Origin of the sequence: Leptospira terpstrae serovar Hualin str. LT 11-33 = ATCC 700639, from assembly GCF_000332495.1 — a bacterium.
GTDB lineage: Bacteria > Spirochaetota > Leptospiria > Leptospirales > Leptospiraceae > Leptospira_A > Leptospira_A terpstrae.
In genome coordinates this window covers 118,010-130,488 of sequence record NZ_AOGW02000016.1, presented here as the reverse complement: position 1 = coordinate 130,488, position 12,479 = coordinate 118,010, and the positions used below count along the sequence as shown (strand labels likewise).

Here is a 12,479-nt window from a genome sequence, read left to right as displayed (position 1 = left end):
ACCAAAGCCGATAATATAGTAGATGTCCGAATATTCTTTTAAACCCGAGATTCTAATCATAGATGATGATACAGAAATATGTGAAACTCTTGAACTCATCATCAATGGACTGGGTTATTTTGTAAGGTATTTTACTAACCCCCTGCAAGGTTTGGAATACTTCGAAGGGGAAAGGAATCCCATCGTATTTTTAGATGTCAATATGCCACAAACATCTGGGCTAGACCTCTTGCCGAAAATCAAAGCTTATGATTCAAAAACCCAAGTTCTTATGATGACTGGGGAACATGATATACAAACTGTCGTTTCTTCTCTTTATCACAGAGCTTCTGATTTTATTCTAAAACCATTTCATACCAAATCAATTGAAGCTGCGATTTCTCGTGCTTTTGAATATTATAATTTTTTAAAAGATAAAGAGTCTATGGATGAGTCCATTAAACGAGACCTTAGACTTGCTGCTAAAATTCAAACAAAAACAATGAATTTACCTTCGCTTGCTCACAAAATATATGCAGATATAAAACCTGTTAGTTTTGTATCTGGTGATTTTTTTCAAGTTTTACCTTTGGGAGAAGATAAAACATTGATTTTGATGGGTGATATCGAAGGTCATGGTGTGACATCTGGCCTGATTGCTATTCTTATGACAACGATTCATAAGGAACTAGCTCGAACAACAACAGTGGCACCTTCCGAGTTACTTTCTCGATTGAACGGTGAGCTTTGTAATGAAATTGGAACTCATAGTATGACAGCCATTAGTATTGTTGTGGATCATCCTAAGAAAAAAATCACTTATGCCAGGGGTGGACATCCCTTTCCCATTGTTTTTCAAAAGGAAAGTCGAGCTCCTTTGATCTTACAAGACCAGTCTGGTCAAATTTTAGGAATTCTGAAAGATATGGAATTTGCAGAAAATGAAATCCAAGTAGAAGAAGGGGACATTCTCTTTTTGTATTCGGATGGATTACTTGCTTCTAGCACCCATCCTTTGGTTCAAACTTTAATCCAGCTTCCTGGAGGTTCGACTCGTGTAGAAGGAATGAAAACTGAGATCTCAAATTATATCCAATACTTAGAAACTTCTTCTAAGGCGTCGGATGACATATCTTATTTACTTCTAGAGATTTAATATATTCTATATTAGTTTTTGTAGCTTCGGTCAAAAATTGACCGAGTGGTTCCTTGGACCTGAAAGTTCCTGTTTCAAATCCATGTTTCCATTCTTTTCTGTGTAAGTTCATTTTCCGAATGATTTCTTTTTTTAAAGGAAAATCACAGAGTTGAGAGGTAATCACTCCTCCTTTGTAAAAAAGAAAATCACCTTTAGCAAAAAACTTTTTATCTTCTTTTGGTAATCTATCTATATACGATTTGTTTTCTGTCACATAACTTTGAATTGTTGTTTTAGTTACTTCCCAAAGAATTTCTTTATTAGAATTTGTTTTGTTTAACGTTACCGCTGAAAAAATCACAATTACTGTTCCAAAAATAAAAACAGGAATCCATTCGAGAGAAACTTCTTGAGATTGGATCCAAAACTCATGAGCCAAAAACGTGATGGGTAACCAATAAAATCCCATAAGGTCCCAGTCCGCAGGGAATCCTAACTGAGGATTGTGAAAGAACCCGTGGAGAAAAAATGCAAAACTTGCGACCAAAGTAGTTTTTGTTTCCGGCCTTTTAACAAATGCCTTCCAATCTTTTTTGAAAAAGAAAAACTGATATAATAAAAACAAAGTAGCGATTGAAGCATTCCAATACAAAACACTGAGGATTTCTTTGATATGATTCAAAGATAACAATCGGCTTTTGGGATAAAAGGGAGGGTGGATCAAATGTGTGCTGTTTCTATCGATCGCCGGGTCATGGAAGAATAAAAAATATATAAACCCAGGAAGAAGAATACCAAATCCAATAAAACTACAAATGAGTAAGTGTTTTAGTTTTTTATCTTTAGGTGAATGAACATACCATACGTATACAAGTAAAATTACTAAATATCCAGACACCAAATGAAATAACATAGAGACTGCTACAAGAGTTGTGGCTCCATACAACAATAGATTGTTGTCTTTTGGGTTTTGGACATATCTAGATACAAAAATATATAAGAGAAGATGGCATGCTGTGACTAAAGTATAGTTTTCTGCATAACCAAAGGTGAGTAAAATTCCACCTGATGAAAGTAGGATGAGAATGGAAACAATATTAGATTTATGATTTTTATTTGCAGACCACAAAAAACCGAATAAGATTCCTATCCCTGCTATTTGAGATAAAAATGTATAAGAAATTCTTGGATCTTCAGGAAAACCAAGGAATGTAAAAAAGTTGGAAACCTGGCTATGAAGGACAGTTTCCAAAATTTCATCCAAGGTGAATTGGAACCCGAAGAGTTTTGTTTCTAAAAGATTGGTTTCCAAAAGGAGGAGTCCATCACCCCAATCCATATTCCTAATAGGAAACAACACCAAACAAATAAAAAAAAGAAAAGCTAGAATCCAGTTGGATGGAATATGGGTTTTCCACTCGGTCACAAAACGAGGATTAGTTTCCTTTTTATAAAGAAAGAAGGATTGAAGAATGATAAAGAAGATAGAAATGATTATGTAAACAATCGGCTCTCCAGGAAGGAACCAAGGTTTTGTGGGAAAAAATTGGTAACCTAAAAGGAAAAGGTAAGGAAGATATAAAAAAGCTGTTTTCATAAGGATTCTTTTAAATAATATTCTTTTGGTATTTCTTCTGCAGCAATAAAAGGAAAATGTCCTTTACGGATATTAAAAAACACAAGTTCAGGAAGGCTATAAAATACAGTCTCTGTTCCTTTGGAAAACCGACTACCTTTATCAAAGGGAGCACTGAAAACTCCTATTCCTGTATAGCCAATCCCAAAAACTGTATTTGCCAATCCCAAGAGGGGACGGTTCCAAATTGTTTCTTCAGTGAAAAATAAAAAGGGATGATCCATTGGGTTTTGTTTATAAATTTTAGAACTCAGGACAAAACTTTCTTTAAAATGTTTTTCTGTAAAGTTTGCGATTTTTTTTCTCTTTAGGTTTCTGTAGGAAGGATAAACTTTTCGTTGTTTGGTGCCGGAATTGGATGTTAGTTTCCATGCGGCCACTGCTGGAATAAAATTTAGGCTTACTACCTGACTTGACAATGGATCCCAGAATGTTTCGTTTCCTACACGTCCCTCTGGAAACATTTCATTCATATAACGAAAGAGTTCCGATGTACAATTTTGATGTGTCAAGTGGTAGGAGTAGAGATTTTGGATTTCCTTTGTATAGGTTTTATAATTTTTTTCGGTTCGTTCAATTTCTAAATTGTCAAAATGGTTCAGGTTTCGATCTGAATTTTGATAAGGATTGTATCCTACCCAATTGAATTCAATTCCCTCTGGTGGCACTCCCGATTCTAAAAATCCTTGGTAACGAACAAGAAACGATTCCCAATTGAAAAAATGGATAGGATCATATCCAGAAGCAAAGATTTTTTTGTTCGAAGCAAATAACAAAGCATATTCTCTCTGTTTGGTGTCCATAACCGATTCCGGTAATTCGACAACAGGAAGGTATTGGAAACCATCCATATTTTTTTTTGGAAAGACAATGGTTTTTTCTGTAATGGAATTTTGTATGTAAAGGATTCTGATGAGTAATGTCATCTCTTCCCATTCATTACAATCCTCTTGAAATAGGCAGGATCGTAAGTCTTGGACCAACCGGCCAAGATAATGATTCCATATTTTTATTTCTGGTTCACTAAGTTTAAATTCAGACCCATCCAATTGTAAAAATGCTGGTTGATAAAGTAATACAGGATCTAAAAGAAATTTACGAACAAAAATTTTTTTCTGTGTGATATCGAATTGGTCAGTTTTGGTTTGAATAGAACGGATCAGTTGATATGGAGAGTCTGTATTTGGTAAAATAGGATTGTTATTGGTTAGGTGAATCGTCTTAGATTTTTCATTCCAAATGGCAATTGACTTTTTTAACGTTTCTTTTTCATTTTTGGATAAAGAAAATAACATTGGAATTGGGGATTCAGGATCAAAGATATTTGTAAAATAACCAAATCCAGAAATTGGCAAAGCGTTACGCTGATTCGCTAATGAATTTTCGGCGATTTCCCATTCCTTTTCTAACTTTTTTTGGTTTTGAATATGAGTTTCCTGAACCAAATAAAGTTCATTCCATTTTTGTCTTAAAAGACGTTTTGAAGAGTCCGATAATTCCCACTCGTAAAACTCTATATTTCGATTTTGGACTACTCCATATTGGAATCGAAAGTCATGCCAAGGTTCTCTAACAATATGGAAGATTTTATCTTCAAAAGAATATTGTAAATGGTAAACTCTATCTCCAAACCGGAGTGCAGAATGTCCGCCACTGGATTGACCAGAATTAGAATCTATATATAAAAAACCATAAGGATTTGAATTAGTTTGAGAATGTAGGGGAAATAATAAAAAGAAAAAAGTTAGGTAAAAAATAAAGGAATGGGCGGTTTGGTTCCGCCCAAAGACGATCTGGATTATAGATTGTACCCGTTTAAGATTAGTTTTGCGACTACTGCATTTTGTTTTGCAACGTCAGACGCTACCATCTTCATTTCAGAAGGAGAAAGATTAGCTTGTTTTAATCCCTGTCCAATAGCAATGTAAGTTGCACTATTTGATCTCCATGCTACAACACCGTGTGATTTAGCAATTGAAGATAGTTGGTTTTCCAATTCTTGTTTTTGGTTTTCGTAACGAATTTGTAATGCAACACTAGCAATTACATCTTCTTTGTATTGGTTCATTGCTTTTTCTTTTCCTTCATCAGAAATAGAAGAGATACTGTTCGATACTGATTTTACAAGGGCAGATGCAGAATCAGAAACAGATACACCTAATCGACTCACGCTACCTGAAGCAGAATCCAAGAAAGAACAGTTGTTAAATGAAATAAGTACCGCAATTACGGAAACTACACTCAAATGTTTAATCATACGCATAAAAAACCTCTTACGACGAATTGCAAAGATTCTAAGCCAATTCCCTAAACCGTCAATTAATTTTCTCGATCAAACGGCAACAACGACAGATCCAAAGGGAGGTAAGGTGATTTCAAAATGACCACCAATGATCCTTAGGTTGACCATTGTACCTGTCCAAAAGTCCAAAAATGGTTCTTTGGTTTTTAATCCTTGGGGAACTGCGGCACGAATGGTTTGTTCTTCTTCCGTTGGATTCCAAATACCAAGGTATCCAGCAGGATTGTACATGGCTGGTGGGAATTCATCTTGAAAAATACCAATCGGAACTGGGGTATAGGCTTGGCATTCCCGATTGAGTTGGAATGCCTTTTTTAATAGATCCAAACGATCTGTTTCTAATTTAGTTAAATCATCGGATACGAGTAACATCCCACCTGACACTGCCATGACGGAAGCCATCAGTTTTGTTTGTGCTTCGTTCATTTTATTTCTTTTTTTGCGAACAAGAAGGCAATCGGGATCATTCAACCAAAGATGTCTATGCATAGAGGAACGAGTGATGTCATTGATTAGAGCTGTTCTTGTGCAAAGGGCATTTCTATCTTTTAAGAAAACACGTAACTTTTCTGGATACCAAAATGGTGCGACATCACAAGAGATACGCATCCCATCAAAAATTCCAACGGAAGGCAACATGGGTGCACCGCATCCGAGTAAAAAGGTATTTTTACCAACTACTTTTCGAATGAGCTCTAATGCATTTCGATACCTAGCTTGTGGCGATAAACTTTTGTTATACACATCTCCCGGAAGAAGGCCAGCATAGAGAAAGTCCAGTTTTAAATAAGGATATCCCCATTCTTTGACTATAGTTGAAAAAACTTTTTCTATATAAGCGAGGGCAGTGGGGTGAGTGATGTCGAGAGCATAGGTATACCCTCTTCCCCAAAGTGGTTGGTAGATGGCAGGAACAGGTTTTCCATTTTGGTCTTTGAGGATTGCTTCTGGATACTTACGAAAAAATTCGGATTTTTTTCTAACAAGAAAGGGTGCAAGCCAGATCCCAGGTTTGAGTCCTACTCGTTTGATTTCATCCGCAAGGATTCGCATCCCACCGGGAAATTTATCGTTGGGAACAAGCCAGTCTCCAATTTCCTTTTGGTACCCATCATCAATTTGAAAAAATTCAAAAGGGAGGTTTAATTCTCTAACTTTTGCTAGGTTGTCTAAAATGGTTTTTTGATCAATTTTAGTATAATAATAATACCAAGAACACCAACCCGTGGGGACTTTTTTAGGTAAATTGCCTGGGCCTTCTTTAATTCCTAATTCTTCAAAGTATTTTGCAAGTTTTGCTTCCGGTTGTCCTTTGAAAGGAAGGACTTTGATTTTAGCAATGCTTAGTTTTGCATTGGGACGAAGGTCTGGCAAACAATGTACATCATAAATGACTTTAACGGATGTTACATTTCCTGAATCACCTAAAACAACTTCAAATTTGGTTCCAAATTCTCCTTGTTCGATGGGTGCATATAAAATTCCATTTCCTGTTTCTTTGTTAAAAACAAGTGTTAGGTATTCGGAAATAAACTTTCCCACTTTGGATTCGTGTTTGGAATAAATATTCTCTTGTGAGTATTGTAAAAAGGATAAAAACGGAGGTTTGTCAACGTTTGTACTTTCCACTTTCCTTGAGATGGACCAGGACTGGTAACCATGTTGGAAGAGGGAATAACCGCCGCCATCGGGTAGAATCGCAAGCTCCAATTCCAAATGGTCAACAGAAAATCCGACTTCGGGCCTTGTGGATTCTCGCCAAATGAGTTTAGGACTGAGGACCGTACCCGTTTTCGGATCGGAATTGGACGTAAGTAAAAGTTCGAATTTTTTACATTCGGATTGGTAAACCCCCGCCTTAATAGGAAGGAAGTTCGAAATAGTGACTGAATTATGAACTCTGTATTGAATTTTCATCTTGGAAAAATCTATTTGATGATTTTGATAGGGTGGTTTCCATAGTAAGCCATTATGACCCAAAAACGTTCAACTATAAAACCAGTCGTCCTCCAAGGAGATCTGAACGAAGATTTCTTTGAAGCCTTCAAAAAGGATGACCGGTTGGCTGTGGATTGTGAAATGATGGGGCTCAATCCCAGAAGGGACAGACTCTGTGTCGTACAAATTTCCGATTCCAAAAATAAAGTCGCTCTCGTTCAAATTCTCCCTGGACAAAAAGAAGCTCCTCATATTCAAAAATTATTTGAATCCAAAGACATCACAAAGATCTTTCATTTCGCAAGAATGGACATGACCTTTCTCCGAGCAAGGCTTGGTATCAAAGTACAAAATGTATTTTGCACAAAAATTGGAAGTAAACTTGCCAGAACCTACACCGACAAACACGGATTAAAGGAACTCATTCGCGAATTTTTTGAAGAAAATATCGATAAAAAAAATCAAAGCTCCGATTGGGGCAAAAAAATTCTTACCAAAGACCAAGTGGATTATGCATCCACAGATGTTCGGTTTCTCATTGCTCTCGAGTCTATTCTTACAGAGATGATGATTCGAGAAAATAGGTTTGCTCTTGCGGAACGTTGTTTTGCTTTTTTGGAAACACAGGTGGAACTGGATCTTTTGGAAGTGCCAAATCTTTTTGAACACTGATGGCAAAAAAACAACTTCCCCAATACCAATGTAAGTCTTGTGGGGATACCTTCAGTCGTTGGGCAGGAAAATGTCCATCCTGCGGGGAATGGAATCAAATCGATGAAGTGGGGATCACCTCTACGGGTCGATTTGATTCTCCTGTATTTGAAAAACCAAAAGACAGAAGGTATACCGATCCCAAATCCATAGGTTCTGTAGTGAGTGATGCTCACATTCGTACCACTACAGGATTTAGCGAACTTGATTTGGTTCTGGGTGGTGGGATTGTTCCCGGAAGTTTGGTGTTAGTCGGTGGGGAGCCAGGAGTGGGTAAGTCAACCCTAGTTCTCGAAATTGCCAAAAACATTGCAAACGAAGGAAAGGTTTTGTACATTTCAGGAGAAGAGTCGGCTTCCCAAATTGGACTTCGTGCCAAACGGATGGGTGTCACTTCAGAAAACATCCTCCTTTCTTCGGAAGTATATGCAGAAAATATTTCCCAAATGATTTCTGACTTAAAACCCAGAGTGGTTTTTATAGATTCTATCCAAACCATACTCAAAGAAAGTTTAGTCAACCAAGCAGGGACCATCACTCAACTGCGTGAATCTTCACAAATCTTTTTAGAAACTGCCAAAAGAACTTCCGTTCCCATTTTTCTTATTGGTCACATCACCAAAGATGGACAAATTGCCGGCCCCAAAGTGTTAGAACATTTGGTAGATACTGTTTTGTATTTTGAAGGAGACAGGTTTAATTATTATCGAATTTTACGTGCTGTCAAAAACAGATTCGGGGCAGTGGGAGACACTGCGATATTTGAAATGGTATTTGGTGGTTTAAAACAAGTTTTAGATCGTCATCGATTGTTTATTTCTCCTGAGTCCGAAGAACGTTCAGGGAGTGTTTTATCTTCTGTGATGGAAGGGTCACGTGCCATTAGCGTCGAAGTACAGGCGTTAGTCACAAAATCCTCATACGGACAAGCGCGTCGTATGGCGGAGGGTCTAGACAACCGCCGTGTGATTTTACTTTCCGCAGTCCTCGAAAAGTATTTGGGATTTCCATTATCCGAATCAGATATCTTTAGCAATTTAGCTGGGGGCTTAAGCATTGATGAACCAAGTCTCGATTTAGCGATTGCGGCATCGATTGCTTCTTCGTTTAAAGACAAACCGGTCTCCAGAGAAATTGGATTTTTAGGGGAAGTAGGTCTTTCAGGAGAAGTGCGTAGTGTGGGTCAAATTAGCTTACGATTGAAGGAACTTGCAGGAATTGGAATCTCCAAAGTCTTTATTCCCCAAGGGAACTTCAAAGAAGTTGAAGGAGTTTTTACTTCTTTAGAACTCACTCCTGTAAAACATTTAAAAGAATTAGGTTTTTAGTTTTTTATAAAATAGATTCATCGGTAAGCGCCTGTTTTTCTATCTAAATAGAATCTTAGATATTTATTTAAAATTTAACATTTCCCTATGGGCAACTTGTCACTTCTTCTATACGTAAGTCATCATTATACACTGAACCAGAACTCAAAGTAGGAGAGGCATACAATCCAAAGTGAGCTTGTTCCAAAACACCACACCCACCAGACACGGTAGCAGTGGAAATCAAAGTTCCATCCATCCAAACTTTGGCCATTCCGCCTGTGGGAGAAAAGTCAAGGCAAGTCGTTAGTTTGGTCCATTGGCGCTGCGGAAAACCAAGGGTTGTATTTTGGTAACTGTGTTGGCTTTGGTTATGAAAAGGGACATGCATCAAATAGGCATAATTTTTTGAATCCATGTTGATTAGTACCACTCGCCTCCACTGGTCACTCGGATCAGCAGAGTAAGTAGCAAAACTAAACCAATCAGAATGACTCTGAAAATTCATATCCAAATATACATAAAACTCGATTAACACTGGGGTTTTAAAACCACCTGACGGAAGTTTGTTCAGCTGAATTGTGGGATACCCTCTATGGTTACAATTTTGTGGGTAAAGGCAAGTAGGTCCTAACCCAAGTATCGAAGCCTTATGAGAATAAGTTCCAGTACGTTTTTGTTCAGTGCTTTGGCCGTGGGTAGCAACAGACTGGTAGGGAGAGGGAACTGAATAAAAAGAAGCAAATTCTGAAGAGGACTCGAAACTAGTTTGGAAGATCCTTGCATTTTGGGTTTTATTCAATTGGTCGCTGGTACAGGTGATGGAAGTGGCCGCTTGGTAAGCAAGGGCAGTACCAAATAGAATGTCTGTCGTTTGGTCTTCTACTTTCTTCTGGCACTGGAAAAATGCGAAACATATTCCGAGATAGATCCCTAAAGTCAGGAATTTAAGCAATTGGGTCTTCATGATCCTCTCCTCAGGTTGTAGACGAACTAAGTTCACAAATCCATCCGCCATTTTTCAAGTTTCCTTTTCGTAGAGAAATCCCTAAAGTGTGTCTAAAATGTTTCTAAAACTTCAGTATATGCACTAAATATATCAATTTAACACAAATTTAACACAATTGGCTTGACAAAATCCGTACATTTTGTACTGGTTTGTAGATTGTTCAGAGGTGATTTATGAACTTTAAAAAGAGAAACCTTGTTTGCCTCATCGCCCTCCTTGTCGTTTCGACTGGGTTGCATGCTGGTGCAAGGAAAACAGTATATCCGGTGGTATTTGCTCATGGGCTTTCCGGATTTGACAACTTACTTGGATACTACTACTTCGGTAACGATTACGGTACCTTTGTTGGTGATCCTTGTGACGAGTTTTTGGAAACAGCGTGTAACGGTAGCATTCACTCCGGTCAAAAGGCATTAGCCGCCAGTGTCACTCCCTTCCAATCTTCGGAAGTACGTGGAACTCAACTTGCTGACCGCATACAAAACTATATGACTTCCACTGGAGCTACCAAGGTAAATATCGTTGGTCACTCGCAAGGGGGAATTGATGCAAGAAAAGCTGCGGCGGTATTACGTGCAAGATATGGAAGACAAGTGGTCCATGTGATGATTTCTGTATCCAGCCCTCATAGAGGATCCCCTACGGCAAAATACATTTTGGATTTAGGTCCTGGTGTGACTTCTGTGATTGATGCACTTGCAAAACTATTCGGAAATACCATCTACGGATCGGGAAACGACGGAGTTGCGGCTGCAAAACAATTGGTATATAATGATTATTCTTCTACAGATGGTGTTACCACTGGGATGAAGGCATTTAACAACAATTATAATGTAAGTGCCGATACTGCAAACTATTGGGCATCGATCATCACAGCACAAGACAGTCTTAATACAAATCCAGCATTGTTTTTATTGAAAGAAGGTTTCTACAATATTGATGGTGATGGGTATTGTTTAGACGACTGTGACAATGATGGTGCTGCAGGGAAAGGTGACGGAACTCGTGGGAATGGTGATGATGATGGACTCGTAGGGATCAACTCCCAACAAATGGGATATCGTTTGCAATACAACGAATGTGCAATTTGTTTCGATACCATTACCGTAAATTCTACATTAGGTTATGTAAGTAACTTAAATGCACCAACTTCCGCACAGATGACTTCCAAATCTTCTGTTGTGAGCCAAGACCATTTAGATGTAGTTGGTGTTCCACCAGATACATTTGATGAAGAAGAATTTTACGCATCCATCTTAGAGTTTATCGTAACCAAAGGCGGTTAACTTAAAGATCATTAGCGGCATATCGTTGCCGCTAATGGATTCCAATCCATCGAAAAAAAATAATACCTTTTAGTTTCTTATTATGATCAAAAATAAAAAATTCTTATACATTGTTCTGTTATCTATATCCTTAATTTTTCTTATCATTCTTTTCCTTCGACCAGGAAAAGACAAAAACCAAAAAGACTTTGAATCCATTTTGACGGAAGGAAAAACCTTTGAGAGCCGTGAGCTTCCTACTTTACCGGAAGACTACGGCGACCATAAACTTATGGAATATTCTGTCGAAGAGATTGCGCGGATTCTGCAGGAAAAGTATGGAAAGAACATTGAAAACCCTGCCGCGCAAATTGCTATGATTGAAGAGTTGATGAAAGACCTTCCTAAACTCTATCCTAACGATTGGGTAAAAGTTTTAAATCAAATTCTTGGTTATGCCTTTCCTGATAAAGTATTAGAGCTCATGAGAATGTCAGAAAATCTTTATAATTATAATAAATTTAGAGAATCAAACATGAGTAAGGTGGGTCTTATGTCGGACGAGGCCCGAAGACAAATGGTATGGAAAGAAAGATACCGTTTGTTTGGAGAAAAGGCTGATCAAATTTGGGCAATGGAAAAGAAAATGACTGCCATAGGAGATACTTTGAAACGGATCAAAGAAAGTCCGGCAGGGAATTTAGATGCGAAACTAAGTAACTATTCACAAACTTTAAGAGAACAATTTGGGAAAGAATATCCTCGGATTATGGAGAACAAACGCCAACAACTGACAGAAGGATTTATGGTTTCCGTGCAAAAAGACTTAAAGGTGCTTTCTTATGGGGAAAGGAAATCTGCCCTCCGAGAGATCCGTTCTGCTATGGGAATGGACAGCGCTGCCCTCGGTCGATGGGATGCTTTGGAAGAAGAAAGGGAGAAGGCTTGGCAAAACCAACAGAAGTATTCCGACAAACGCACCCAACTCTCCTCAAAAAAGGGAGGTATGACTCCTGAGGATGAAAAGCAGCTAGATAGTTTACGGAAACAATACTTCGGAGAAGAGGCTGAGATCATCAAAAATGAAGAGGCAAGTGGCTATTTCCGTGCCCAGGACGAGAGAACGTACGGTGTTAATTAAGAACATTGTTCCGAAACATTTGACTTAATATTGCCATAAGTTATTGACTCATG

General features: G+C 38.0%; 10 protein-coding genes. 5 read left to right on the top strand and 5 right to left on the bottom strand.

Annotation, left to right across the window (positions count from 1 at the left end; translation table 11 throughout):
* Nucleotides 1–22: 22 nt before the first annotated feature.
* The gene (locus LEP1GSC203_RS15915; protein WP_002975028.1) at nt 23–1,135 is read left to right on the top strand and encodes a SpoIIE family protein phosphatase; all 1,113 of its coding nucleotides are present in this window, start codon (nt 23–25) and stop codon (nt 1,133–1,135) included.
* Here LEP1GSC203_RS15915 and LEP1GSC203_RS15910 read toward each other — a convergent pair.
* The 4 genes from LEP1GSC203_RS15910 to LEP1GSC203_RS15895 all read right to left on the bottom strand — a co-directional run bounded on the left by LEP1GSC203_RS15910 (nt 1,092) and on the right by LEP1GSC203_RS15895 (nt 6,972).
* On the bottom strand, nt 1,092–2,714 hold the full coding sequence (locus tag LEP1GSC203_RS15910) for a hypothetical protein (protein WP_002975095.1): 1,623 nt from the start codon (nt 2,712–2,714) through the stop codon (nt 1,092–1,094). The genes LEP1GSC203_RS15915 and LEP1GSC203_RS15910 overlap by 44 nt on opposite strands.
* The gene (locus tag LEP1GSC203_RS15905; protein WP_002975126.1) at nt 2,711–4,198 is read right to left on the bottom strand and encodes a hypothetical protein; all 1,488 of its coding nucleotides are present in this window, start codon (nt 4,196–4,198) and stop codon (nt 2,711–2,713) included. Before LEP1GSC203_RS15905 ends, LEP1GSC203_RS15910 begins: the two co-directional genes overlap by 4 nt.
* 353 nt (nt 4,199–4,551) lie before the next feature.
* Nucleotides 4,552–5,010 carry a putative lipoprotein gene (locus LEP1GSC203_RS15900; RefSeq protein WP_002975147.1) on the bottom strand — a complete coding sequence of 153 codons (459 nt, stop codon included), beginning with the start codon at nt 5,008–5,010 and terminating at the stop codon, nt 4,552–4,554.
* Nucleotides 5,011–5,085: 75 nt separating this feature from the next.
* The gene (locus LEP1GSC203_RS15895; RefSeq protein WP_002975039.1) at nt 5,086–6,972 is read right to left on the bottom strand and encodes a glycoside hydrolase family 36 protein; all 1,887 of its coding nucleotides are present in this window, start codon (nt 6,970–6,972) and stop codon (nt 5,086–5,088) included.
* 54 nt (nt 6,973–7,026) lie between these two features.
* Between LEP1GSC203_RS15895 and LEP1GSC203_RS15890 the strand changes: the two genes are divergently transcribed.
* Both LEP1GSC203_RS15890 and radA read left to right on the top strand, forming a co-directional pair.
* Nucleotides 7,027–7,665, top strand: a complete 639-nt coding sequence (locus LEP1GSC203_RS15890) for a ribonuclease D (protein ID WP_002975064.1) — start codon at nt 7,027–7,029, stop codon at nt 7,663–7,665.
* Complete coding sequence (gene radA / locus LEP1GSC203_RS15885) at nt 7,665–9,032, top strand: DNA repair protein RadA (protein WP_002975140.1); 1,368 nt, start codon at nt 7,665–7,667, stop codon at nt 9,030–9,032. The genes LEP1GSC203_RS15890 and radA overlap by 1 nt, the downstream gene beginning before the upstream one ends.
* A gap of 85 nt (nt 9,033–9,117) precedes the next feature.
* Here the strand turns inward: radA and LEP1GSC203_RS15880 are convergent, their stop codons facing one another.
* Nucleotides 9,118–9,978: a heparin lyase I family protein gene (locus tag LEP1GSC203_RS15880; protein WP_039938252.1), complete on the bottom strand. Its 861-nt coding sequence runs from the start codon at nt 9,976–9,978 to the stop codon at nt 9,118–9,120.
* 215 nt (nt 9,979–10,193) lie between these two features.
* Between LEP1GSC203_RS15880 and LEP1GSC203_RS15875 the strand changes: the two genes are divergently transcribed.
* Nucleotides 10,194–11,306 carry a lipase family alpha/beta hydrolase gene (locus LEP1GSC203_RS15875; protein ID WP_002975032.1) on the top strand — a complete coding sequence of 371 codons (1,113 nt, stop codon included), beginning with the start codon at nt 10,194–10,196 and terminating at the stop codon, nt 11,304–11,306.
* A gap of 82 nt (nt 11,307–11,388) precedes the next feature.
* Nucleotides 11,389–12,426 carry a hypothetical protein gene (locus LEP1GSC203_RS15870; RefSeq protein ID WP_002975148.1) on the top strand — a complete coding sequence of 346 codons (1,038 nt, stop codon included), beginning with the start codon at nt 11,389–11,391 and terminating at the stop codon, nt 12,424–12,426.
* Nucleotides 12,427–12,479: the final 53 nt, after the last annotated feature.

Bases quoted from the DNA above. Each gene is read 5' to 3' on its own strand.
- LEP1GSC203_RS15915 (WP_002975028.1), top strand. From the start codon at position 23: ATGTCCGAATATTCTTTTAAACCCGAGATTCTAATCATAGATGATGAT.
- LEP1GSC203_RS15910 (WP_002975095.1), bottom strand. From the start codon at position 2,714: ATGAAAACAGCTTTTTTATATCTTCCTTACCTTTTCCTTTTAGGTTAC.
- LEP1GSC203_RS15900 (WP_002975147.1), bottom strand. From the start codon at position 5,010: ATGATTAAACATTTGAGTGTAGTTTCCGTAATTGCGGTACTTATTTCA.
- LEP1GSC203_RS15895 (WP_002975039.1), bottom strand. From the start codon at position 6,972: ATGAAAATTCAATACAGAGTTCATAATTCAGTCACTATTTCGAACTTC.
- LEP1GSC203_RS15890 (WP_002975064.1), top strand. From the start codon at position 7,027: ATGACCCAAAAACGTTCAACTATAAAACCAGTCGTCCTCCAAGGAGAT.
- radA (WP_002975140.1), top strand. From the start codon at position 7,665: ATGGCAAAAAAACAACTTCCCCAATACCAATGTAAGTCTTGTGGGGAT.
- LEP1GSC203_RS15880 (WP_039938252.1), bottom strand. From the start codon at position 9,978: ATGAAGACCCAATTGCTTAAATTCCTGACTTTAGGGATCTATCTCGGA.
- LEP1GSC203_RS15875 (WP_002975032.1), top strand. From the start codon at position 10,194: ATGAACTTTAAAAAGAGAAACCTTGTTTGCCTCATCGCCCTCCTTGTC.
- LEP1GSC203_RS15870 (WP_002975148.1), top strand. From the start codon at position 11,389: ATGATCAAAAATAAAAAATTCTTATACATTGTTCTGTTATCTATATCC.